Origin of the sequence: Veillonella sp. CHU594 (genome assembly GCF_003992265.1) — a bacterium.
Taxonomy (GTDB): domain Bacteria; phylum Bacillota; class Negativicutes; order Veillonellales; family Veillonellaceae; genus F0422.
The window spans coordinates 103,322-126,423 of the sequence record NZ_RQVB01000003.1 but is presented as its reverse complement, the minus strand read 5'-3'; the positions used below and the strand labels follow the sequence as shown (position 1 = coordinate 126,423).

General features: G+C 36.7%; 27 protein-coding genes. 9 read left to right on the top strand and 18 right to left on the bottom strand.

Annotated elements, in window-relative coordinates; all coding sequences use genetic code 11:
- Positions 1 to 17 precede the first annotated feature (17 nt).
- The 8 genes from dnaJ to EO111_RS02295 all read left to right on the top strand — a co-directional run bounded on the left by dnaJ (position 18) and on the right by EO111_RS02295 (position 8,119).
- Positions 18 to 1,196: a molecular chaperone DnaJ gene (gene dnaJ / locus EO111_RS02330; RefSeq protein WP_127010452.1), complete on the top strand. Its 1,179-nt coding sequence runs from the start codon at positions 18 to 20 to the stop codon at positions 1,194 to 1,196.
- Between the two features lie 33 nt (positions 1,197 to 1,229).
- Positions 1,230 to 2,111, top strand: a complete 882-nt coding sequence (locus tag EO111_RS02325; RefSeq protein WP_127010450.1) for a 50S ribosomal protein L11 methyltransferase — start codon at positions 1,230 to 1,232, stop codon at positions 2,109 to 2,111.
- Positions 2,112 to 2,123: 12 nt separating this feature from the next.
- Positions 2,124 to 2,864, top strand: coding sequence for a 16S rRNA (uracil(1498)-N(3))-methyltransferase (locus EO111_RS02320; protein WP_127010448.1), 741 nt, complete (start codon positions 2,124 to 2,126; stop codon positions 2,862 to 2,864).
- Positions 2,865 to 2,871: 7 nt separating this feature from the next.
- Entirely contained in the window at positions 2,872 to 4,179 is a 1,308-nt protein-coding gene (gene mtaB / locus EO111_RS02315) for a tRNA (N(6)-L-threonylcarbamoyladenosine(37)-C(2))-methylthiotransferase MtaB (protein WP_127010446.1), read from the top strand.
- 47 nt (positions 4,180 to 4,226) lie between these two features.
- Positions 4,227 to 4,907 (top strand): DUF4357 domain-containing protein, encoded by a 681-nt coding sequence (locus EO111_RS02310; protein WP_127010444.1) that lies wholly within the window; start codon positions 4,227 to 4,229, stop codon positions 4,905 to 4,907.
- Between the two features lie 79 nt (positions 4,908 to 4,986).
- Positions 4,987 to 5,337: a histidine triad nucleotide-binding protein gene (locus EO111_RS02305; RefSeq protein WP_009352788.1), complete on the top strand. Its 351-nt coding sequence runs from the start codon at positions 4,987 to 4,989 to the stop codon at positions 5,335 to 5,337.
- Positions 5,338 to 5,351: 14 nt separating this feature from the next.
- Positions 5,352 to 6,863, top strand: a complete 1,512-nt coding sequence (pepD, locus tag EO111_RS02300) for a beta-Ala-His dipeptidase (protein ID WP_127010442.1) — start codon at positions 5,352 to 5,354, stop codon at positions 6,861 to 6,863.
- A gap of 260 nt (positions 6,864 to 7,123) precedes the next feature.
- A complete protein-coding gene (locus EO111_RS02295) occupies positions 7,124 to 8,119 on the top strand; it encodes a site-specific integrase (RefSeq protein WP_126940313.1) in 996 nt (331 codons plus the stop codon).
- A 237-nt stretch (positions 8,120 to 8,356) separates the two neighbouring features.
- Here the strand turns inward: EO111_RS02295 and EO111_RS02290 are convergent, their stop codons facing one another.
- Complete coding sequence (locus tag EO111_RS02290) at positions 8,357 to 8,674, bottom strand: LysM peptidoglycan-binding domain-containing protein (RefSeq protein WP_062402758.1); 318 nt, start codon at positions 8,672 to 8,674, stop codon at positions 8,357 to 8,359.
- 197 nt (positions 8,675 to 8,871) lie between these two features.
- On the opposite strand from EO111_RS02290, the gene lexA reads away from it, so the two are divergent.
- Positions 8,872 to 9,552 carry a transcriptional repressor LexA gene (lexA, locus tag EO111_RS02285; protein ID WP_126940308.1) on the top strand — a complete coding sequence of 227 codons (681 nt, stop codon included), beginning with the start codon at positions 8,872 to 8,874 and terminating at the stop codon, positions 9,550 to 9,552.
- A gap of 65 nt (positions 9,553 to 9,617) precedes the next feature.
- Here lexA and dapA read toward each other — a convergent pair whose 3' ends face one another.
- From dapA to EO111_RS02200, 17 genes are all read right to left on the bottom strand, one after another.
- Positions 9,618 to 10,502 (bottom strand): 4-hydroxy-tetrahydrodipicolinate synthase, encoded by an 885-nt coding sequence (gene dapA, locus EO111_RS02280; protein ID WP_126940307.1) that lies wholly within the window; start codon positions 10,500 to 10,502, stop codon positions 9,618 to 9,620.
- 24 nt (positions 10,503 to 10,526) lie between these two features.
- On the bottom strand, positions 10,527 to 11,558 hold the full coding sequence (locus tag EO111_RS02275; RefSeq protein WP_127010441.1) for an aspartate-semialdehyde dehydrogenase: 1,032 nt from the start codon (positions 11,556 to 11,558) through the stop codon (positions 10,527 to 10,529).
- 91 nt (positions 11,559 to 11,649) lie between these two features.
- Complete coding sequence (dapB, locus tag EO111_RS02270) at positions 11,650 to 12,444, bottom strand: 4-hydroxy-tetrahydrodipicolinate reductase (protein ID WP_126940305.1); 795 nt, start codon at positions 12,442 to 12,444, stop codon at positions 11,650 to 11,652.
- 8 nt (positions 12,445 to 12,452) lie between these two features.
- The gene (recN, locus tag EO111_RS02265) at positions 12,453 to 14,129 is read right to left on the bottom strand and encodes a DNA repair protein RecN (protein ID WP_126940304.1); all 1,677 of its coding nucleotides are present in this window, start codon (positions 14,127 to 14,129) and stop codon (positions 12,453 to 12,455) included.
- A 1-nt stretch (position 14,130) separates the two neighbouring features.
- Positions 14,131 to 14,586, bottom strand: a complete 456-nt coding sequence (gene argR, locus EO111_RS02260; protein ID WP_009353250.1) for an arginine repressor — start codon at positions 14,584 to 14,586, stop codon at positions 14,131 to 14,133.
- Positions 14,586 to 15,161, bottom strand: coding sequence for a class I SAM-dependent methyltransferase (locus tag EO111_RS02255; protein WP_126940303.1), 576 nt, complete (start codon positions 15,159 to 15,161; stop codon positions 14,586 to 14,588). The genes argR and EO111_RS02255 overlap by 1 nt, the downstream gene beginning before the upstream one ends.
- Positions 15,158 to 16,036 carry an NAD(+)/NADH kinase gene (locus EO111_RS02250; RefSeq protein ID WP_126940302.1) on the bottom strand — a complete coding sequence of 293 codons (879 nt, stop codon included), beginning with the start codon at positions 16,034 to 16,036 and terminating at the stop codon, positions 15,158 to 15,160. Before EO111_RS02250 ends, EO111_RS02255 begins: the two co-directional genes overlap by 4 nt.
- Before the next feature lie 8 nt (positions 16,037 to 16,044).
- Positions 16,045 to 16,848 carry a TlyA family RNA methyltransferase gene (locus EO111_RS02245; protein WP_126940301.1) on the bottom strand — a complete coding sequence of 268 codons (804 nt, stop codon included), beginning with the start codon at positions 16,846 to 16,848 and terminating at the stop codon, positions 16,045 to 16,047.
- Between the two features lie 9 nt (positions 16,849 to 16,857).
- On the bottom strand, positions 16,858 to 17,736 hold the full coding sequence (locus EO111_RS02240; protein WP_127010439.1) for a polyprenyl synthetase family protein: 879 nt from the start codon (positions 17,734 to 17,736) through the stop codon (positions 16,858 to 16,860).
- Between the two features lie 82 nt (positions 17,737 to 17,818).
- Entirely contained in the window at positions 17,819 to 18,028 is a 210-nt protein-coding gene (gene xseB, locus EO111_RS02235; protein WP_126940299.1) for an exodeoxyribonuclease VII small subunit, read from the bottom strand.
- Positions 18,021 to 19,226, bottom strand: coding sequence for an exodeoxyribonuclease VII large subunit (xseA, locus tag EO111_RS02230; protein ID WP_127010438.1), 1,206 nt, complete (start codon positions 19,224 to 19,226; stop codon positions 18,021 to 18,023). The genes xseB and xseA overlap by 8 nt, the downstream gene beginning before the upstream one ends.
- A gap of 1 nt (position 19,227) precedes the next feature.
- Positions 19,228 to 20,220, bottom strand: coding sequence for a metallohydrolase (locus tag EO111_RS02225; RefSeq protein ID WP_126940297.1), 993 nt, complete (start codon positions 20,218 to 20,220; stop codon positions 19,228 to 19,230).
- A gap of 1 nt (position 20,221) precedes the next feature.
- Complete coding sequence (nusB, locus tag EO111_RS02220; RefSeq protein ID WP_126940296.1) at positions 20,222 to 20,620, bottom strand: transcription antitermination factor NusB; 399 nt, start codon at positions 20,618 to 20,620, stop codon at positions 20,222 to 20,224.
- Positions 20,607 to 20,987 carry an Asp23/Gls24 family envelope stress response protein gene (locus EO111_RS02215; RefSeq protein ID WP_126940295.1) on the bottom strand — a complete coding sequence of 127 codons (381 nt, stop codon included), beginning with the start codon at positions 20,985 to 20,987 and terminating at the stop codon, positions 20,607 to 20,609. Before EO111_RS02215 ends, nusB begins: the two co-directional genes overlap by 14 nt.
- A gap of 9 nt (positions 20,988 to 20,996) precedes the next feature.
- Entirely contained in the window at positions 20,997 to 21,359 is a 363-nt protein-coding gene (locus EO111_RS02210; protein ID WP_126940294.1) for an Asp23/Gls24 family envelope stress response protein, read from the bottom strand.
- Between the two features lie 95 nt (positions 21,360 to 21,454).
- Positions 21,455 to 22,012, bottom strand: coding sequence for an elongation factor P (efp, locus tag EO111_RS02205; RefSeq protein WP_126940293.1), 558 nt, complete (start codon positions 22,010 to 22,012; stop codon positions 21,455 to 21,457).
- Positions 22,013 to 22,026: 14 nt separating this feature from the next.
- Positions 22,027 to 23,097 carry a Xaa-Pro peptidase family protein gene (locus EO111_RS02200; protein WP_126940312.1) on the bottom strand — a complete coding sequence of 357 codons (1,071 nt, stop codon included), beginning with the start codon at positions 23,095 to 23,097 and terminating at the stop codon, positions 22,027 to 22,029.
- Between the last annotated feature and the right edge of the window lie 5 nt (positions 23,098 to 23,102).

Genomic DNA, 23,102 nt, shown 5'->3' with positions numbered 1-23,102 from the left:
AAGAAGGGACATAGATAATGGCTCGTGATTATTATGACGTCCTTGGCGTCAACAAAAATGCATCCCAAGATGAAATTAAGAAAGCATTTCGTAAGAAAGCACGTCAATACCATCCAGACGTAAACCGTGATAATCCTGAAGAGGCAGAAAAGAACTTTAAAGAAGTGAATGAAGCCTACGAAGTATTATCTGATGACACTAAAAAAGCACAATATGACCAATACGGTCATGATGCCTTCACTGCTGGCGGAGGTAACTCCGCTGGCGGTTTTGGCGGTGGTTTTGGTGGCGGCGGATTTGGCGGTTTCGGCGGTGGCAGCGGATTTGAAGATATTTTTGGTAATATCTTTGACATGTTCGGCGGCGGTGGTGGCCGTGGTCAACGTGGTCCAGAGCGTGGTGCCGATTTACGCCAAGATGTACGCATTTCTTTCCGTGATGCTGTATTTGGAACAACGATGAAAGTCAATGTACAGCGCCATGAAGAGTGTGATCATTGTCATGGTACAGGTGGTGAGCCTGGTTCTAAAGTAGAAACATGTCCAAACTGTCATGGTTCCGGTCAAGAAGCTGTCATTCAAAATACCCCATTTGGACGTATGCAAACGGTTCGCACATGTTCACGTTGTGGAGGACAAGGTAAAATTATTGAAAAACCTTGTAAAGTATGTCGTGGACAAGGACAAGCTATCAAACGTCGTGATATAGAAATCAAAATACCAGCTGGTGTCGACGATGGTGCACGCCTTCGTGTATCCGGAGAAGGGGAACCTGGTACATTAGGTGGTCCTAAGGGTGATTTATATGTGTATATCTCTGTAGCTCGTGACAAAGAGTTTGAACGCAGTGGCAATGATGTTGTGTTACGTCAAACTATCTCTTTCTCACAAGCTGCACTAGGTGCTACTATACAAGTTCCTACTTTAGAAGGTAAAGTGGAGTTAAAAATCCCTGAAGGTACACAAACTGGTACTGCTTTCAGAATTAAAGGACAAGGTGTTCCGTATTTACGTCAACCAAGCCAACGTGGTGATCAACACGTAGTTGTCACTGTGGAAACACCTAAAAAATTGACAGATAAACAACGTCAATTATTAGTTGAGTTTGCTGCAGAAAACAAAGAAGATGTAAATACTTTGAAAGTGAATAAAAGCATATTAGAAAATTTAAGTGATAAGGTGAAACAGTTATTTTGACAAGATTAAACCTTGGTAAGTAAGGAGTCATCTATGAAATGGATAGAAATATCCATTACTGTAGAAGTGGCAGTCATTGATGAAATGGCTGCCATTTTTAATGATATAGAGAGTAATGGATACATAGAAGAAACAATAGAAAATAACCCCAACTTAAGCCGTGTGACCATCTATTTAAGCATAGACAAAGATGAGAAGCAATGGAAACAGCTCATAGAAACAGCATTGCAAGATGCTAATATTTCCTTTGAAGATATGGAATGTAAAACTGTAGACGATGAGCAATGGTATCATAGTTGGCAACAATATATTATGCCTACGAGATTGTTACCAGACTTGGTGATCTGTCCCTCTTGGCAAAGCTATGATGCCACTACAGATCCACTCGCTACAGAACAAGATGTGGTAATGACCATGGATACAAAGCTATCCTTTGGTACGGGAGATCATGAGACTACTAGGAACTGTGCCACTTTATTAGGCAAATATATACACCGTATTCACACAGATTTGAGCCAACAGGTTTGCCTAGATATTGGTACTGGTACAGGTATTTTATTACTAGCAGCCCATCATTTAGGGATACCTAACCTAGTGGGCATCGACCTAGAAGAAGAAGCAGCTATGCAGGCCAAGGAAAACTGTGAAAATAATGGTATTGAGGCCACCATCATTCATGGCAATTTAAGCGATGACTTTCACGATAAAGCTCATCTTATACTAGCGAATTTAACAGTTGATCCTCTAAAAATTTTATTGCCTATGATTAGGGAAAAACTACACGATAATGGTATACTAATAATAAGTGGTATTGTGGACGATCGGTATGATGAAATTATGCCGTATATTACTAACCACTGGACTATTATGGAAGAAATGGTAGAGGGCCCTTGGCATACCTTTGCCTTGGCATAAGATAGGAAATATATGAAAAAAATATTTATTGATGGCATTATAGATGAAAGTATCCAATTACCATTAGATACAGCACATCATCTCTTTCATGTATTGCGCCATTCTAAAGAGGAACCTTTTATTGTGAGCAATCATGAAGGGCATACAGGTGAATTTGTGCTATTATCTGAAGAATCAGATATATATATGGCAAAACGATTACGTACCCTTGATGTGTCTACATCAGCTACGAAAGTAGTGTTAATTCAATCCTTTTTGAAAGGCGATAAGTTCGAGTTTTTATTGCAAAAGGCTACGGAATTAAACGTTCATCACATCTACGGTGTATCTTCGGTCCATTGTGTAGCTAAATATGATGCTAAAAAATTAAACGCCAAGAAAAGTAGATGGGAAAAGATTATCATAGAAGCAAGCCAACAATGTGGTCGCCCTAATGTACCTACATTAACAGTAGAACAGTCACTTTCAGAGGTACTGCAAACCTTACAATCTGATGAGGGAGTTCTCTTGTTAGGTGCCTATGAACGAGAAGATGACAAGACGATCAAAGATATTTTACAAACACAGTTACATACTAATTCATACCATACCATAGCCATTTGCATTGGTCCTGAAGGTGGTTATAGCCCTACTGAAATGGAACTATTGGAATCCTGTGGAGGCCATAAGATTAGCCTAGGCTCCACTATATTACGAGCTGAAACAGCGGCATTAAGTGCTGTGAGTATGATTCAATATGAATTACTAGATTAGGAGTCTCATGAAGACAGTTGCATTTACAACCTTAGGGTGTCGTGTCAATCAATATGATACGGATGCCATGAAAGGTTTATTTATAAAAGCAGGATATACACCTGTTGGTTTCGATGAAGAAGCCTCTATTTACGTGATTAATACTTGTTCTGTAACAAATATGGGAGAGAAAAAATCACGCCAATTAATTCGACAAGCAAAACGCCGTAATCCAGAAGCATTTATCGTAGTCACAGGCTGTTATGCCCAATTGGCGCCAGAAGTGATTTCTGCTATCGATGGGGTCAACCTTGTGATCGGTACAGCGAATCGAAATAAAATTGTAGAATTAGTAGAAAATATTCCATCTACAGAAGAACAGATTTCCATCGTTCGTAATGTAATGGAAGAGTCTACCTTTGAAGAAATGCCTTTATTTGGCAATGAAATTGAAAAATGTCGGGCTTTCATGAAGATACAAGAAGGGTGTAATAATTTCTGTTCCTTCTGTATCATTCCTTATACACGAGGAAAATTAAAGTCTAGAAAAATTGAAGACATCGTGGAAGAAGCAAAACGCCTGGTTGCTTATGGGTATAAAGAGGTTGTCCTCACAGGGATACATCTCGGTAACTATGGTATTGAACTACCTGAGCGACCAACCTTAGGCCGCGTTGTGCGTGAATTATTGACTATTGATGGCTTAGAACGCATTCGCTTTGGTTCTATTGAATCTGTAGAAGTATCGGAAGAATTAATCGAGTTAATGGCAACGAACCCTCGTGTATGCCCTAACTTACACTTGCCGTTACAAGCAGGATCTGATCCAGTATTAAAATCCATGAACCGACACTATAATTTGCAACAATACAAAGACTTAGTGAAGTATTTACGTAGTCGGATTCCTAATTTATCCATCACGACAGATATTATCGCCGGTTTCCCAGGGGAAACAGACGAATTATTCGAGGAAACCATGCGCACAGTCAAAGAAGTTGGTTTTACGCATATCCATGCCTTCCCATATTCTATTCGAGAAGGTACGCCAGCTGCTAAGATGGAAGACCAAGTTCCAGAAGCCGTGAAAAAGACACGAGTAGCCTTATTAAATCAACTTGGCAAGGAAGGCTTTAAAGCCTATGCAAACCGTTTCCTTAACCAACCTGTTAAGGTTCTCATCGAACAATGCGATGACTTTTACTATTATGGATTAACCAATGAATATGTACATAGTAAAATACCTAAACGAGAGTACCAATTCAATGTAGGGGATATTGTAAGCGGTAAAGTGACAGAAGTACATAGTGATGTGGTGTTAGTAGAAATTAGTATCTAAATTTTCTCATAAAATATCATTACTTACTTATTATATTAGGAGGAGATATGGCAAGAGGAATTTTATATGTAATGACAACAGTCGTAGATGGTCTAGTAAAAATAGGTAAGACTGGTATTGATAACTTTGAATCTCGAATGAATACATTAGAAAATAATGGTTATCGCAATGTAGTAGGCTTAAAAAGAAAGTTTGCTATTGAAGTAGATGATTATGATGAAAAAGAACTTCTATTAGATGATATATTTAGTAAAAGTCGACTTCATAATACAGAACTATTTGCACTTGATATAGAGTTAGTTATCCAATTATTATCTTCCTTTGATGGAAAGCAGGTCTATCCTACAGATCAAGGTAAAGATGTTGTATTTGATAATGCAACAAAAGCTAGAGTAGAAAATTTAGAGAATAAAGATTTGGGGATGATTCCAAATGGCTTATACAATTTAACGGCAAAAAGAAAAGGTTTTGGTACAGTAAATGGAACACTAAAAGTGGAAGATGGTAAGTTTATCCTTCTAAAAGGGAGTACATGTCCACCTACTGATTATTATCGTATCATTGATCTTAGAAGAACTGCTAATATAGTTAACAATATATTAGTAGAAGATTTTGTTTGTCCTTCTGTTTCTACAGCAGCTACTTTGGTAAGAGGTTCATCATCTAACGGATGGGAGTGTTGGAAAACATCTGATGGTGAATATATTAATATTTTTAGAAAGAAATAATAGACTACATAGAATATTTTTGATATAGTTAATATCATAGTATGTAAGTATCATACAGTAGATAAGAGAGGAAATTCCCATGAAAGAAGATTGCTTATTTTGTAAAATTATTAATAAAGAAATTCCAGCTAAGGTTGTATTAGAAAATGACAAGTTCTTGGCATTCCATGATATTGCTCCAGTAGCACCTGTGCATGTGTTGATCATTCCTAAAAACCATGTGTCTAATATTGCTCATTTAAATGAAAATAATGAAGCCTATGTGGAAGGTATCTTACCCTTTGCTAAGTTGGTTGCAAAAGAATTAGGTCTTGCCGCTGATGGATATCGCTTAACATTAAATACAGGCGCGAAAGCAGGTCAAACTGTATTCCATTTACATGCACATTTGTTGGGCGGTAAAGAATTAGGTTGGCCAAATATTGACTAATCTAGGAGGAACAAGTGTCAATAGAACAAACTATTATAAATCAATATAATGTGGATAATATTCTGCATTACTTTCAAGAAATTGCTAATATTCCTAGAAAATCTGGGTATGAACAAGCTATTTCCAATTATATTAAAGACTGGGCTCTAAACTTGGGCTTAGATGTGTTCCAGGATGAACAGTACAATCTAGTCATTAAAAAAGCCGGCACAGAGGGATATGAATCACATGAACCAGTGATTCTACAAGGTCATATGGACATGGTTTGCACTAAATTAGAGTCTGTGGAGCATGACTTTATTAACAGCCCTATCGCTTTGCATGTAGAGGATGGTATCTTACATGCCAATGGAACTACGTTAGGGGCAGATGATGGCTTTGCAGTAGCCTATGGCATGGCTATCTTAGCATCTACAATGATTCCACATCCTCCGTTAGAGGTAGTATTCACTGTAGAAGAAGAAACTACTTTCAAAGGTGTAAAAACATTAGATTACAGTCATTTACAAGGCAAATGTCTCATCAATATGGATGGAGAACGTATGAATGAAGTGACCATCGGCAGTGCTGGCGGTCATGGTTCTACCGTAACATTGCCTATTGCACAAGTATCTGTGAATAATGAAATGACAAAGCGCAGAATTACCATTGAAGGCTTAAAAGGTGGTCACTCTGGTTGTGATATCCATTTAGGACGTGGTAATGCCATTTACATCCTATCTAAGGTATTAGAACGTATTACAGGGGAACATAACATTCGTATCACAGAAGTAAGCGGTGGTAGTGCGCCTAATGCGATTCCATTACGTGCCTATGCAGATGTATATCTTCATTTACAAGATGTGCCATATGTGCAAGTTCTGTTACAAGAAGAACAAGATAAGTGGAATGCTCACTATGCATCAGCTGGTGAAAATATGACAATATCTTTATCTGTTGTCCCTAAAGTAAATCGTGAAGATTTAGTGGAATTAGATTTAGATGCTATCACCATGGAACGAGCTTTCAGCGGTGACACTGTACAAAAACTATGTGCTCTTATTCAAGGAATTGAACAAGGCGTATTACAACATGCTCCTGGCAATCCGGATGAAGTATGGTACTCTAATAATGTTGGTGTCTTAGGTATGGCGGATGGTACTGTGTACCTTAAAATGCAAGTACGCAGTACAGCTACGAAGAATTTAGAGGCTCATTATAAAGGACTAGCACAATTGGCAGAAACTTATGGTGCTACTACAACCCTTGAGAGCCAATATCCAGGCTGGCTACCAACATTTGATAGTCCATTACAACAAGCTTATCAAAAGGCATATGAATCTGTGACAGGCGCTACAGACTTACAATTCAATGTAATCCATGCAGGCCTTGAAGTTGGCTATATATTAGATAATTTACAAGGCTCTGTAGATGCTATTAACATTGGACCAAACATTCATGACTTACATGCGCCTACAGAACGTATGGAGTTACAAAGTTTTGTTACTACTTGGAATGTGTTAAAAGAGTTTTTAAAAAGCTTATAATATAATCTTTGCTATAGTTTGTCCTACACACAATACTAGTCATGAGTAGAAGGTACTATGAATCTCTAAATGGTAAAATAACAGTGGACTGTTATAGATATTATTAAGTATATAAACTATTGGTAAAAACAACATATTTGCCATTTATTTTGGCTTATGATATAATTACTTCCGATAACGATATATTATCGGAAGTAATTTTTTAGTTTAAAATAGCTATATAGATACCAACAGCTCTATATAGTACATCTGAGGTGCTTATGAGTCAATCTAATACACACTTCTATTTACGCAATTATAAAGAGATTATGAACAACTCCAAGCTTAGCGATAAGGCTAAGTCTAGCATTCTATTATCCAAAGCAGAAAATACCGTTGATGCCTACGAATCTGATTGGATGGATTTTGTGGATTGGTGTCAACATAAACAAGAATCCTTTTTTCCTAGTTCACCAGAAATTATTGTCAATTATATTAATGATTTAGCTGATTACGCTAAGGCTAATACTATATCACGTCGCATTAGCGCCTTATCGGAAAACTTTAATGCTTCTGGTATTGAAAGTAACCCTTGTAGCGCTCCTATCGTCAAACAAGCGATGAGAGGTATTCGTAGATCCTTAGGCACTTACCAACAAGGTAAAACACCTGTACTACTGGATGATCTAATGGATATCCTAGACTATATGGAAACTGCTGATATAGCACCTATACAAAAACTTCGTGATAAAGCTATTTTATTATTAGGCTTTATGGGCGCCTTTCGACGTAGTGAATTATCTGCCTTAACCGTAGAATCTTTAAAGTTTTTACCACAAGGTTTAGAAATCTTTGTTGCCAACTCTAAAGCTGACCAAGAAGGCCAAGGTGCAATTGTAGCAATACCTTATATAGATAATGAAGCATTATGCGCCGTAAGAGCCGTAAAAGCATGGCTACGCTTTGTTCCTATTACAACAGGCCCTATTTTTCGAGGATTTACCAAAAATATGAACGTACGCAAAACTGCTATCAGTGATAAAAGTATTGCAGAAATTGTAAAATACTATATGGCAGCTATTGGCGAAGATCCCTCCTTATATGGAGCTCATAGTCTACGTCATGGATTTGCCACTACAGCTGCCCATTATGGTGTAGAAGAACGTAATATTATGAAACAAACACGACATCATAGTGTTAATATGGTTCGACGCTATATTAATGAAGCCAATAAATTTGTAGATAATCCTATATCTTCTATATTCAAGCCTAAATAGCACCATATTAACTACATATTACTTGAGTTAGATGATGTATATTGAATCTCTATATAGTCGTACATAGACTATATAATACAGAAAATAATCAGATACAATTCTGTCTCCAAAACATGAGAAAGAACAGACAAAAAAGACTGCATACCCCTATGAATAATACATAGGATATACAGTCTTTTTATTCTATCATTCAATATATATATTTTAATATTTTACCGAACATACACATGCTATAATTTAATTATTTGCCCAAGCTGTAATAAAACCGAACATAGTTTTTTCTTTCAGTGTAGGAATCATTAAAGTTTCTCCAGCACGTAATGCCTTACCATGCTGTAAATGATTAATTTCTTCGATCGCTACGATATACTCACGGATATCAATATCTTCAGTTTGCGCCAATGCCTTTTGAGAGATACTCCATAAGGTGTCCCCAGCATCTACTTGTACAGCTTTAATATTTTGAGTATCCATCTCTAATGTTGTAGTATTAATCATACCATTTACTACAAATACCATAGCTACCATTACTAAAATAGAAAATAATTTATTCATAATATATACCTCTCTCTAATAATATCGAACAAAATAAATAGTACATCTGTTTGTTTATATTCATATTCTAACACACATACAAATGTTCGGTCAAGCATAATTTTTTAGAACGCATATTTGACAATTTTCGATATTAAATTTATAATAGGTGTATATAAATTAAATTCCATAATACTGTAGAATGAGAGGTTATTCCCTTGAGACGTCCTGCCACTGATATAAATAGCAAACAACAAAGAATATTAGATTTTATTATTGAAAGTTTACAACAGCGCTATCGCTGCCCAAGTGTTCGTGAAATTGGCGATCATATGGGGTTAAGCTCCACTTCTACTGTTCAAAGTCATTTAAATACATTAGAAAAATTTGGCTATATTACTCGTGATGCGAATAAGAATCGCTCTATTACCGTTGTAAATATGCCTGATGTACCTGCTTTAGAAATGGATGAAGAAACTCACGAAGTTACGTCAAGCCCTGAATTTAATTTTTTAGAGGCTGGCCTTCGTCGTGTCCCTTTGATTGGAACTGTACAAGCAGGTCTTCCTGTAACAGCTATTGAAAACCGTGAAGATGAGTTCGTATTACCTACTGCTCTATTAGGTAGCTCTGAATGCTTCTTATTACGTGTTCGTGGCGAATCCATGCGCGATATCGGTATGTATGAAGGTGATTTGCTTATCGTTCGCAATCAATCCACTGCCAACAATGGGGATATCGTAGTTGCTCGAATTGATGATGAAGCCACTGTAAAACGCTTTTATAAAGAGTCTGACCATATTCGTTTAATGCCAGAAAACGAAGAGTTTGAGCCTATCATCACACGTAATTGTGTGATTGAAGGTCGAGTGATTGGGCTCATTCGTGACCATATTTAATCTAATATAATAAAGAAAAAGATAGTAGTCTTTAATAAGACTACTATCTTTTTCTTTTTAAATTTTTATTGTTTATATGATTCTATAGCTGCATCGATGATCTGCGCTTCTTCTACAGATGGATCACATAATGGTAATAGTAATGGCCCTGTTATAAATCCTAATTGCTTCATCGCATATTTTACAGGAATAGGATTTGTGGTAATAAACATAGCTTTTAAGATAGGTACCAAGGATAGCTCAATAACTCTTGCTTCTTTTACCTTTCCTTGTCTGAATAATCCTATCATCTCTTGCATTTCATTTCCTACAATATGTGCGGCCACAGAAATAACACCGGCTCCTCCATTTTGTATCACATCTAATGTTAATGCATCATCACCAGAATAAATCATGAAATCATCACTTGGTAGTAATGCACGAATTTGTTGAGTAATACTAATATCACCTGTAGCTTCTTTAATAGATGTAATATTAGGGCATTCTTTAGCTAATCTAGCTACTGTTTGTGGTTCTATACGACCACCTGTTCGACCCGGTACATTATATAGCATAACGGGTAAATCAGTACTGTCTGCAACTGCTTTAAAATGTAAATAACAACCTTCTTGATTGGGTTTGTTATAATATGGTACCACAGCCATCACGCCATGAACACCAGTATGGCTAGCAGCCTTCGTTAAAGCGATCGATTTTTTAGTAGAATTACTACCTGTATTCGCAATAATGCTAGCACGATGACCATACTCTTTAGCGATTAATGTAAATAGCTCAAGTTTATCACGATCATCAATATTTGGACCTTCACCAGTAGTGCCACATACAATTAACCCATCAGACCCATTATCTAATAAGTATCCGGCTAAACGTAGTGCTTCTTGAAAATTTACATGACCATCGTCAGTAAAAGGAGTGATCATTGCTGTTAAGATATTTCCAAATGTTGTCATCTTAGCACCCCCTGAAATATATGATTAGAAAGATTGATGTTCTACCAAGTATTCTGCAATTTGTAATGCATTTAATGCAGCACCCTTACGAATTTGATCTCCTACAATCCAAAAATTCATAGCATGCTCGTTAAATAAATCTTTACGAATGCGGCCGATTTCACAATCATTTTGATTCGATGTATATAAAGGCATTGGATATTCTTGTGCTGCTGGATTATCGTTCACACGTAAACTAGGGAATTTTTCACAAGCAGCTTTGAAATCTTCTACAGATACTGGAGACTCTGTCTTTACTAATACAGATTCAGAATGAGAGCGATATACTGGTACACGTACTGTAGTCGGTACTACAGCAATAGTATCATCATGGAAAATCTTTTGTGTTTCCAATACCATTTTCATTTCTTCTTTAGAGTATCCATTTTCCATGAATACATCAATTTGCGGAATTAAATTAAAAGCGATTGGATAATGTTTGTCCATAGAGCCTGTAGGTAATAAATTAGCTACCATATCTTCCCCTGCAACATGTTGAGCTACTTGGGAATCTAATTCTTCAATCCCCTCTTTGCCAGCGCCAGATACAGCTTGGTATGTGCTGACAACAACACGTTTAATAGGAGATAAGTCATGCAATGGCTTTAATCCTAAAGCCATGATAATAGTAGAACAATTAGGATTAGCAATAATACCTTTATGTGTATCAATATCCTCTGGGTTTACTTCAGGTACTACTAATGGAACGTCTGGATCCATACGGAAAGCGCTGGAGTTATCGATAACAATAGCACCACGTTTAGCAGCTTCTGGAGCCAATGTTTTAGAAATAGAACCTCCTGCAAATAAAGCAATATCTACACCTTCAAAAGATTCTGGTTTTGCCTCTTCCACCACATACTCTTTTCCATCTACTGTTAAAACTTTACCCGCAGAACGAGCAGATGCTAATAGTTTAATGCTTTCATAAGGAAATTTACGTTCTTCAATTAATGTAATAAACTCTTGTCCTACTGCACCAGTAGCACCTAATATGGCTAAATGAGGTTTTCTCATAGTGACTCCTTAATATTAATAACTTAATGTATAGTTATATGTATTATACTATTTAAGTTTTTCTTTAGCAAGAATTATATAGAATATAGAATTATAAATAATGTTCTAATCCATAAGTTAAGCCTGCAAAATCTTTGATTTTTTTACAAGCTAATACCACACCAGGCATAAAGGATAAGCGACTTAATGAATCATGACGAATCACCAATGTTTCATCATATCCACCAAAAATAACTTCTTGATGTGCCACATAACCTGGCAAACGGACACTGTGAATTGTCACATCATCCACCTTAGCACCTCGAGCACCTGGTAGACTCTCACGAGTTAAATCTTCAGCAGCTTTCACATTGGCTTTTTGTTTTGCATCATTGATCAATTTAGCCGTTAATACAGCTGTACCAGAAGGTGCATCATATTTATGATTATGATGTAATTCAATAATCTCCACATCTGGAAAATACGGAGCTAGTTCCGCTGCCGTTTTCATCATCATCACTGCACCTAACGAGAAATTAGGAGCTACCAAACAATTCGCATTATGTGCTCTACCAATGGAATCTAATTCTTGGCGCTGTGCTTCTGTAAGACCAGTTGTACCAATCACAACGTGAATTCCTTTTGTTAGCATAAGTTTTGCATTTTCAAAAATAATGGCTGGTGTTGTAAAGTCCACAATCACATCTGGATGTACGGCTTCAATAGCTTCCTCTAATTGACTGTAGATTTTACAGTCTAAAGGACTAGTGCCCATAAATTCACTAACATCTTTACCTCCATGGCTAGGATCTACCCCCCCCACTAAGGTTAACTCTGTATCATTATGAACAGCTTTTAGAACCTCACGGCCCATTTTGCCAGCTGCTCCATTTACTAAAACTTTCATTGTTCCTCCTAGAGTAATTCCTGTTGAAAGTATTGAATCATTTCTTTTGCTGTTTCTAAGGCTGTATCTGAGAAAGATTGGCCTGACATCATACGGGCAATTTGTGCAACACGTTCCTCTTCTGAAAGGATAGTAACTTTAGAAATAGTTCGACCTTCTTCTTCTACCTTGCGTAGATGATAATGTTGTTTTGCCACGCTTGCTGTTTGTGGTAAGTGCGTAATACAGAATACCTGATTACCAGAACTTAACTGTAGAATTTGTTTAGCCACTTGTAAGGCTATATCACCGCTAATACCTACATCAATTTCGTCAAATACTAATGTCTTACGAGTTGCTTTATTAAATACGGATTTAAAAGCTAAGGCGATACGCGCTAATTCACCGCCAGAGGCAACTTTATGTAGTGGTAATAAAGCTTCCCCTGCATTGGCAGAAAACAATAGCTCTATCCGGCTCGCTCCCAAAGGAGATAAAATCTCAGTACCTTCTATGACAAATTCTAACTTTGCCTTTGGCATACCTAACTGAGTTAAGTTTTGCTGTAAGGCATCAGTAATCTCTTTATGATGAGCATAACGTATTTTTGTAAGCCTTTCTAAAGCTTGTACCGCTTGTGTTTGTAAGGTTTCCACGCGTTCCACTAACTGCGATTCTTCACTTTCCTCTGATTCTAGTAATTCTAATCGCATTTGTGCCATTTCTTCAAAGGCTAATATTTTTTCAATAGTGTCTCCATATTTACGTTTTAAATTGTATATAAGCGTGTCTCTCTCTTGTAAGTAAAAATAGCGTTCTTCGTCATAGCTAATGGAATCACGGTATCTATCTAAAGCTTGTCCAGCTTCTTCTAATTGATAATACGCAGATCGCAATAACTCAGCTATTTCTTCCATATCCTTATCATATTTTACAAGATCAGTCACTTCATTGGTTATACTATTCAAGCCATCAATAAGAGGAGTTCTGCCCCCATAGATACCATCATAACAACTAGAAATTGTAGATTGAAGATGCTCATAGTTATCTAATCTCTCTAATTCTTCAGATACAGCTGTATCTTCATTAGTTTGTAATTGGGCTTCTTCAATTTCATCAATCTGAAACCTCAACATATCTAATTCACGAATTCTTTGTGCCGACTCTTCACGCAATGTTTCTAATTGTCGCTTTGCACTGGCATAGTCAGTATAGGCTACTACGTAATTTTCATAAGCCTTCGTAGCATCATCATTATACGTATCTAAATAGATATGATGTGTATCCGGTAATAAGAGCTGTTGGTTACTATATTGACCATGAATATCTGCTAAATAGGTGCCGATTTCACGTAATGCCTTCAATGGAATCACTTGGTCATTAGCTAAAATTTGTGATTTACCGTTTCGATTAAAAGTTCTAGATAAAATTAAAGTATCTTCTTCTACTAAAATATTTTTATTTACTAATAGCTCTTGTAATGCTGTATCTCCTGCAATATCAAAAGCGCCTTCAATCAGAAAAGAATCCTTCTCATGACGAATAAATTCACTACTAGCTCTTTCTCCTAATAAAATAGAAAACGCATCCATCAATATAGATTTACCAGAACCTGTTTCTCCAGTAAAAATTGTGATGCCCTTGGCAAACTCTAGCTGCATATGTTCGATGAGGGCAAAATTTTTAATCCCCATGCGTACTAGCATATTAATCCCTCATTAAGTCTTGAATACGGTCCAATACCATTTCTACACTTTCTACAGAATTACATATCAATAAAATTGTATCATCTCCAGCAATCGTACCTATAACTTCATGCCATTTTGCATGGTCAATAGCAAAGGCTACTGACTGCGCAGAACCAGGTAATGTATGTAATACGACTTGATTCAACACGTGGTCAATACGCAAAATAGAATCTTGGAACAAGCGATTGATGCGTGTTCTAGATAACATAATATTTTCTTCTGGAGATAAGGCATATCGATATCGTCCATCCCCTGTAGGAACTTTTATTAACATCAATTCCTTAATATCACGTGATACTGTTGCTTGTGTAACGGTAATCCCTTCTTCTACCAAGGCTTGCGCTAATTCTTCTTGTGTTTCAATAGCCTTAGTTTGAATAATTTCTTTTATCTTATTATAACGAAAACGTTTCATTATTTCCTCCGACGAATAATATATAAAATAGGCGGTTGATTCGCTTGATTTAATGGTCGCCATGTACTGCAGTGAAAATCTTTTTGACTAATAGAAGCTATATAGTTTTCTAAATCTTCTGCCTCTTTACGACCAGTTTCTGTTCCAGGATACGCTACAATGGTACATAATCCATGTACTGAAAGTTTTTCTAATCCCTTTGATAAAGCTTTAATTGTTGATACAGATTGTGTCATAATTTGATGGTCTGCATTCGGTAAGTACCCCAAATTAGCTACCATTAAATCGATAGTAGATACAGGAAGTGTTTCCAGTGCACTATCATGTGACCCCAATATGAAATCCACTTGTTTTATAGCCTGTGGAAGCTCTTTCAAAAGCTTTTCTTTCGTCCTTGTTAGCGCTACTTCTTGTATATCAATAGCATATACATGAGAATTTTCATGACAATGTGACAATAGATATACTGTGTCATGTCCATTGCCACAAGTAATATCTACAATAGTTCTAGCTGTAACTAGGGCGTCCAACCATAAGTGATGCTGAAATTCTACACTATGGTGTAGAGGAATCATAGAACCTCCTTAGATCGTGCGGTCAACTTTTTAAACAAGGTAGCAAAGAATTTTTGATCTTTAAATCGCACATATTTACAATATTGTGGATGTGCTTCAATATGTAAAGAGTCAGTATTACTAAATTCGTAATCAAAAGTGCCATCTACAGAGATATGTAGATTTTTCTGACGCTCTGGCATAGTAATATCAATCTTTGCACTTTCTTTTAGCACCAAAGATACGCCCTGCAATAAATGAGGGGCAATCGGTGTTACTATAAGAGAGCGATTATCTGGCGCCATAATAGGACCTCCAGCAGATAAGTTATACCCTGTAGACCCAGTGGAACATGCTACAATTAAACCGTCAGCAGGATACATTTGAGTATGTCCACCGTTAATCGACAAATTAATGCGAGCCATTTTACCCGGTTCTGAGCGGGATACAACAATATCATTAATAGCAGGACGCAGCACGCGTTCTCCTTCTGGAGTATGCAAAGTTCCCACTAAATGAATGCGATCTTCCACATAAAAATCGCCTTTACTAATTCTTTCAATGGCCATCTCTAAGTTTTCAAGCTCTATTTGATTTAGGAAACCTAATTCCCCTAAATTAATGCCACAAATTGGTACATTATATGGGTAAATTTGACGGGCTAATTGAATAATTGTACCATCACCACCAAAGCTAAATGCCATATCCAAATGTTCAAATATGTCTGGTCGTGATAATAAGTGAGATTTCTCTATCCCCAACGCATATACATCATGATGTTCTAATTCTTTAGGCATATAGACTTCTATACCATATGTATGGCAATAGGTAATTGCTTGTGATAATATATCTCGAATATTCTCTTTTTTCATATTAGGAAAGAAACCGATTCTCATAGATCCTCCTATAATCGATGAGCCTCCTCTACCGTGGCTGTAATAAGCCCTTCAGTAATGTCTAAGGAACCCTCTGCTTGTTTTGTAAAATATCCTAAAAATTCAATATTTCCTTCCATTCCTTTAATGGGAGAATAGGTTAGTCCATGTAAATATAACCCACAATCTTTAGCAATGTGCAAGATACGATCTAACACCAATCTATGTGTGGATTTCTCACGTACTATTCCACCTTTACCGACTAGTTCTTTACCAGCCTCAAACTGAGGCTTGATTAAAGCTACTAAAGAACCAGTATCTTTAAGTAAAGTAGTCGCTACAGGTAACACTTTATCCAAAGAGATAAATGCTACATCTATGGAAATAAAATCGCTAAGTTCCCCTAATTGTACTGGAGTAACGGTGCGAATATTTTGTTTTTCCATATTAATGACTCTAGGATCTTGTCGTAACTTCCAGGCTAGTTGATTATACCCTACATCAATGGCGAACACTTTGGCTGCTCCATGCTGTAAGGCACAGTCTGTAAACCCTCCTGTGGAAGCACCAATATCTACCATTACGGCATTCGTTAGATCGATAGGATATAACTCGATGGCTTTTTCCAACTTTAAGCCACCACGGCTTACATATGGTAAGGTATTACCTTTTACCTCCAAATGTGTATCTACTGAAACTTTAGTACCAGCTTTATCCAATCTCTGTGTACCAGAAAAGATAAGCCCCGCCATAATAGCAGCCTTGGCTTTTTCTCTACTTTCAAATACACCACGTTGCACCAGTAGTATATCAAGACGTTCTTTTTGACTCATACGTGTCTCCTACTGTGTGCGATCCATTAAATATTGGACTAGACCTTCAAGAACAGGTGATGTGCAGTTGGAATCATGTAACGCTGTTAATGCTAGATTAGCCACCTCTTGAGCTCGTTCTTTAGCAGTATCTAATCCTAAAATAGATACATAGGTTGCTTTATGCTGACGTTCATCACTGCCAGGAGTTTTACCTAATTCTTCTTGTGTGCCTACTACATCTAAAATATCATCGGTAATTTGGAATAATAAACCTAAATGATCAGCATATCGTAGGTAGACCTCTCTTACGGATGTTGTGGCCTCCATAATAATCAGACCAATTTCAACAGCTGCACTAAATAATGCTCCTGTTTTACCTTTGTGAAGAACTACTAATTCATCCAATGGTAGGAATTTTCCTTCTGATTGTAGGTCAAAAGCTTGTCCACCTACCATTCCGCTAGGCCCTGCACCTTTGGCTAAGACATGAATAATTTGCACTACTTGTTCTGCAGATAATGTTGTGTGTTTGCTAACTAATTCAAAGGCATAGGTTAATAATCCATCTCCTGCTAAAATAGCCATACCATCGCCATATACACGATGATTGGTTAGTTTTCCTCTACGATAATCATCATTATCCATAGCTGGTAAATCATCATGAATTAAAGAATAGGTATGAATCAATTCTATAGCACACACTACATCTTTATAAGCATCCCAAGATCCACCTAAAGATTCAATGACAGCTTTTGTAATAATAGGCCGAATTCTTTTACCACCCATCAATAAGCTATAATTCATGCTATCGTATAAACGAGCATATTCCGTATTAGGTGATTCTAATACAGAGGATAAATAACTTTCAATGTCTGCTTTGCTTTGTTGCAAGTACTCTTTTAACATAATATCCTCAATTCTTTGAAAGATAATAATTTTTGTATAAATATTCTAATTCTATTATACCTAAAAAAACGTACTTTGTCTCCTAATTCGTATCTACTTGTACAGTTTCAATTATTTGTTCAATTTCTTCTTCTACAAGTTGCAATAAATCAGAACATTCTTTGACTAATGTTAATCCTTCTTTATAGGTTTTTAACAATTCATGCATAGATAAGCTTTCGTCATCTAATTTTTTTACTACTTCTTCTAAGGCTGTATATTTCTTTTCATAATTTTTTATAGATTTAGCCACGATGTGTTACCTCCTGTACAGTCGCTTTCACAGATCCATCTTGAATATGTATATCTAATGTATCGCCAATTTGTACACTTTGAATCGTTTGTAATGGAGTACCATTAAGATCAACTTTTGCAAATCCCTTAATGACCTTAGCTAAAGGATTTTTGTTATCTAATTGAGTCGCTAATATAGCTAATTTACGTGATTCATCTTGGGATTTCTTTTGTATTGCACTATGTAATAGGTGTTCAAAACGTTGTAATATATTTCTCTGTTGATGCACCAAGTTCATGGCAGGTACAATAATCTTGCGGTTGGCAATAGAAAATAACTGTTGCTTTTCTTTTTGAATACGATACTGCACAGTATTGTGAATAAAGTCTAATTTCTGCTGTACTTCTTCTTGTAAGTCCAACAGTGGATAGATAGATAATTCTGCAGCATGACTTGGGGTTGCCCCTCTTACATCTGCGACAAAATCACATAGTGTATAATCTACTTCGTGACCTACTGCAGACACAACCGGTGTTGTACATTGGAATATAGCTTCTATTAAAGCTCTATCATTGAAGCACCATAAATCTTCCATAGAGCCACCACCACGACCAACAATAATTACATCTACATCTGGGTCAGCATCTGCCATAGCTACACCACGAGCAATAACAGGGCCCGCTGTAGGTCCTTGTACAGGTACATTAAATACTTTAAATGTTACTAATGGATTGCGATGGGATGCTACATGTAAAATATCGTGAATAACTGCTCCTGATGCAGAAGTAACAACACCAATACAACTCGGTACAGGTGGCAAAGGTTGTTTGTGCCGTTCGTCAAAATACCCTAACGCATATAGCTCTTGTTTTAATTTCTCATAAGCAATTTGATAGTCACTTTTGGCACCAATACGAATATCTTCGCAAATAAAACTTAAACGACCAGTTTTTTCGTAAAAACTAATGTTTCCTCGTACTTGTACTAACAAACCGTTTTCAAGGGCACCTTCCAAGCCACGTTGTTGCACTTTAGAACGCCACATAGCCATATCAATGGAGCCTGTATCATCGATGAGAGAAAAATAATAATGTCCTGTACTATGACGTTTTACATTAGAGATAACACCTTCAACAATACAGTTCTTTAAGAGAAATTCTCCCTCTACGGTTTGCTTAATAATTTTATTTAATTCTCCAACGGAGTAAGCATCCATTCTATTCTCCTTCAACAACCTTTGCTCCATAGGCATTACCTGAGGCATTATCTGCACTATATTTAGAGGATACACATAACACATCTAAATCATGATGGTGTCCCCAATGAACTAAACGATCTTGTAAGTAGGTATTAGCCATGACACCACCGGCAGTAATTAAGGTTGTAATATTATGTTTTGTTAAAATATGAGATAAGGCTTTCTCTAGGGAATTTCCAATACAATGGAACACAGAGGCTGCCAAGATTTGTGCATTTTTTTCTGTACTAAATGATTCCCTATCAGTCCAATCTATAGGCCCATGTTGTAATGATTCCCACCAGCGTTGTCCAGCGCTATATGGCCCACCAAAGCTAATGGTAGATTCTTTTACTGATACAGGGAGCACCGAGTCTACATTGTATTTAATACGCCTTCCTAATGTTTCCATGCTTGGGCCCGCTGGAAACTTTAAGCCCATTAAAACACCTAATCGGTCTACTAACTGGCCTCCTGCTATATCATCAGAGCCACCTACTATTTGCACTTTAAAACCACTTTTATAAATGCGTTCACAAAGAACAAATTCCGTGGTTCCTCCAGAAAGGTGTAAACTTAAAAAGGGACCTTCTGGAATTTCACCAATTTCACGTAAGGCTGCCCATATATGATTCTCTTGATGAGAAAATACATGTACAGGAACTTGTAAACAATGTCCCAGTGATTTTGCTGTATTAAGACCTACTAAGAATGCCGGCATATAGGAATCTTCTTCTCGTCTTGGAAAACCGCTGACACCGATAGCTGAAATGGGTTGATCCAAATGTAAAGACTGAATCAGTTCACCTAAAGCACGAGTATGTTGAAACACCATTTGTGACTGTTGTAATCCTCGTTTCCCCTGCGGTACTTCTAACAGTTTTCTAACTTCCTGTACTAATCTACCTTCCTCATCAACAATTGCACAAGATGTAGTATAACAACTTGTATCTATTCCTAAATAATAGGTCATGTTATTGTCTCGATTTAGCTAAATTATGAAGGATAGCATTAATGTACTTATAGGAAGTCTCTCCACCAAACTCTTTCGCTAATAAAACAGCTTCATTAATAACAATCTTTGCTGGTGTATCCTCTTGTGGATGTAATAGCTCCCACGCTGCCATACGTAAAATAGTAAGTTCTACTTTAGGAAAACGTTCCATTTTACGTTTAGGAGAAAATTCTTGTAAAGCTGCATCTAATTGTTCTTTTTCACTACGCACACCTGCAATTAATTGTTTTGCAAATTGATTGGCTTTTCCTTGCATTTTAGTGGTATCTAAAACTGCCTCCTCAACTATTTCTTCTGAAAATGTATCTGCATAAATAGTTTCAAATGCAAACACTCTTGCTAACCTACGATGATTCATGATTAGGTTCCCTTCTTTCTAGACCGTCAATGTGTACATCTACACGAACACGATATAAGTCTAACATATTTCGTAAATCTTGCCGCACTTGTTGTTGTATTTGTCGTGCCACTTCTAATGGATGAGATCCACAATATAAACGAAGATATAAATTAATTTCTATAAAAGCCTCTCCAAAGCTATCTCGTTTATGTTTAACATTCATTCCAGGCCAACTTTTTTGCCCTAGTTTTTGTGAGATACCATCTACAACACCATCAAAAAATCGTTTGCTCATGGAGTGTATTTCATCGAAAGATGACAATACTCTTGCAGTGACATCTAAAATAACGGCATCTGTAATTTCAATTTCTAAATGATCTGACATACAAATCCTCTATAATATGGTACTTTCAAAAATTATATCTTGCACATAAATATCCACACTATTCACAGTAGCATCTGCCATAGAAACAAGAGCACTTTTTACTCGCTCTTGTAAACGCAAGGCTATATCTGGGACGCGATATCCATAATACACTGCAATATGTAGAGATACTTGCAATGATCCATCTTCTAAAACTTGTACTTTTACACCTTCCATGGCATTTTTTCTGCCAAATATGCTACTGACCGTATCTCCAAATGTTGTACTCATACCCGCAACACCTTTAGTTTCCAATGCTGTCATGGTAGCAATCATTTCATAAACAGAATGGTCGAACTGTATCAGTCCTTCAAAAAAGCGATTATCTTCCATATATTTACCAAAAAAGCATTTGTCGTCCTACCACAGGCCAACAAATGCTTTTAATTACAATACTATACTAGTTGTTAAAAGATCAAATCTGTGGTTTAAGCACGTTCAATATATTGTCCAGTACGTGTATCTACACGCAATACATCGTCTACTTCGATGAATAAAGGTACTTTTACAACATAACCTGTTTCTAATGTAGCAGGTTTATTACCACCAGTTGCAGTATCACCACGGATACCAGGATCAGTTTCAACTACACGTAACTCAACAGCTACTGGTAAATCGATACCGATTACGATACCTTGGAAGAACATAATGGATACTTCCATATTTTCTAACAAGAAGTTTTTAGCATCCCCTAATTGATCTACTGTTAATTCAGTTTGGTCATATGTTTCATTATCCATGAAAGTATATGCTCCATCAGATTCATATAGGTATTGCATGCGACGACGGTCAACATGAGCTTTTGGCACTTTTTCACCAGCATTGAAAGTACGCTCTACCACAGCACCTGTTTGTAGGTTTTTCAATTTAGCACGTACGAAAGCTGCTCCTTTACCTGGTTTAACATGTTGAAAGTCAACTACTTGCCATACATTACCATCTAATTCGACAGTTACGCCTGGACGAAAATCATTACTGGAAATCATTATAAATCCCTCCATTACACATCTAGTTCTATTAAATCTTTAGGAGTTTTTGTGAGAACTTCACAACCCTCCTTAGTAACTATAACTGTATCTTCAATACGTAATCCCATATGCCCTGATAGATATATACCTGGCTCTACTGTGACTACCATATTGGATCTTAATATATCTTTTGATTTTGGTGATACCACTGGTAATTCATGAATATCTAAACCTACCCCATGACCTGTGCCATGACGAAAGTTTGACCCATATCCTTGTTCTTTGATATAGTCTCTACAAATTGAATCTATCTCTAAAGCAGTTACACCTTCTTTTATAGATGCAACACCACGTTGTTGTGCTTCTAACACAATAGAGTACAACTCTTTTTGTTCATCACTAGCCTTACCTAATACGATAGTGCGTGTCATATCTGAATGATATCCTTTATACATAGCACCAAAGTCAAAGGTAATAAAATCGCCTAGCTCCATCACTTTATCACTAGCGACCCCATGAGGCATACTAGAACGATAACCAGAAGCAACAATAGTTGCAAACGATGGCTCTTTAGATCCACGTCGTAACATTTCTGTTTCTAGAATAATACGTGCCTCGTTTTCAGTCATCCCCACTTTTAGCTGTGGTAACATAGCTGCAAATGATTCATCTGCAATATTAAACGCTTGCCGTAAATATTTCAGTTCATCTTCTCGTTTCACTATACGAAGGCTAGCAAAATCGAAGGATAAAAATTCTGTTTCATTCAATGTATCACAAACTTGCTGAAATACATCGACACTCATATAGTTTCCTTCAAAGCAACATGTAGTTAAACCAATACTTGAACGTTTTAGTAAGTCCCTAATTGTTTCATATACATCACCTGTATATTCTACTACTTCGTATCCTTCACATTGTTCTTTTGCCTGTTCTGTATAACGACTATCCGTTATCATATACGCTTTGTTAGGCGTTACAAGGGCAACCCCTGTAGTTCCTGTAAAGCCAGCAAAATAATGCAGATTAATAGGACTAATAAGAATAGCGCCCCCGTATGATTCTTCTTGTAGGAATCCTTGTAAAGTTGCTAATCCATTCATCATCT

Bases quoted from the DNA above. Each gene is read 5' to 3' on its own strand.
- dnaJ (WP_127010452.1), top strand. From the start codon at position 18: ATGGCTCGTGATTATTATGACGTCCTTGGCGTCAACAAAAATGCATCC.
- EO111_RS02325 (WP_127010450.1), top strand. From the start codon at position 1,230: ATGAAATGGATAGAAATATCCATTACTGTAGAAGTGGCAGTCATTGAT.
- EO111_RS02320 (WP_127010448.1), top strand. From the start codon at position 2,124: ATGAAAAAAATATTTATTGATGGCATTATAGATGAAAGTATCCAATTA.
- mtaB (WP_127010446.1), top strand. From the start codon at position 2,872: ATGAAGACAGTTGCATTTACAACCTTAGGGTGTCGTGTCAATCAATAT.
- EO111_RS02310 (WP_127010444.1), top strand. From the start codon at position 4,227: ATGGCAAGAGGAATTTTATATGTAATGACAACAGTCGTAGATGGTCTA.
- EO111_RS02305 (WP_009352788.1), top strand. From the start codon at position 4,987: ATGAAAGAAGATTGCTTATTTTGTAAAATTATTAATAAAGAAATTCCA.
- EO111_RS02295 (WP_126940313.1), top strand. From the start codon at position 7,124: ATGAGTCAATCTAATACACACTTCTATTTACGCAATTATAAAGAGATT.
- EO111_RS02290 (WP_062402758.1), bottom strand. From the start codon at position 8,674: ATGAATAAATTATTTTCTATTTTAGTAATGGTAGCTATGGTATTTGTA.
- dapA (WP_126940307.1), bottom strand. From the start codon at position 10,502: ATGACAACATTTGGAAATATCTTAACAGCAATGATCACTCCTTTTACT.
- EO111_RS02275 (WP_127010441.1), bottom strand. From the start codon at position 11,558: ATGAGAAAACCTCATTTAGCCATATTAGGTGCTACTGGTGCAGTAGGA.
- dapB (WP_126940305.1), bottom strand. From the start codon at position 12,444: ATGAAAGTTTTAGTAAATGGAGCAGCTGGCAAAATGGGCCGTGAGGTT.
- recN (WP_126940304.1), bottom strand. From the start codon at position 14,129: ATGCTAGTACGCATGGGGATTAAAAATTTTGCCCTCATCGAACATATG.
- argR (WP_009353250.1), bottom strand. From the start codon at position 14,586: ATGAAACGTTTTCGTTATAATAAGATAAAAGAAATTATTCAAACTAAG.
- EO111_RS02255 (WP_126940303.1), bottom strand. From the start codon at position 15,161: ATGATTCCTCTACACCATAGTGTAGAATTTCAGCATCACTTATGGTTG.
- EO111_RS02250 (WP_126940302.1), bottom strand. From the start codon at position 16,036: ATGAGAATCGGTTTCTTTCCTAATATGAAAAAAGAGAATATTCGAGAT.
- EO111_RS02245 (WP_126940301.1), bottom strand. From the start codon at position 16,848: ATGAGTCAAAAAGAACGTCTTGATATACTACTGGTGCAACGTGGTGTA.
- EO111_RS02240 (WP_127010439.1), bottom strand. From the start codon at position 17,736: ATGTTAAAAGAGTACTTGCAACAAAGCAAAGCAGACATTGAAAGTTAT.
- xseA (WP_127010438.1), bottom strand. From the start codon at position 19,226: ATGGATGCTTACTCCGTTGGAGAATTAAATAAAATTATTAAGCAAACC.
- EO111_RS02225 (WP_126940297.1), bottom strand. From the start codon at position 20,220: ATGACCTATTATTTAGGAATAGATACAAGTTGTTATACTACATCTTGT.
- nusB (WP_126940296.1), bottom strand. From the start codon at position 20,620: ATGAATCATCGTAGGTTAGCAAGAGTGTTTGCATTTGAAACTATTTAT.
- EO111_RS02215 (WP_126940295.1), bottom strand. From the start codon at position 20,987: ATGTCAGATCATTTAGAAATTGAAATTACAGATGCCGTTATTTTAGAT.
- EO111_RS02210 (WP_126940294.1), bottom strand. From the start codon at position 21,359: ATGGAAGATAATCGCTTTTTTGAAGGACTGATACAGTTCGACCATTCT.
- efp (WP_126940293.1), bottom strand. From the start codon at position 22,012: ATGATTTCCAGTAATGATTTTCGTCCAGGCGTAACTGTCGAATTAGAT.
- EO111_RS02200 (WP_126940312.1), bottom strand. From the start codon at position 23,097: ATGAATGGATTAGCAACTTTACAAGGATTCCTACAAGAAGAATCATAC.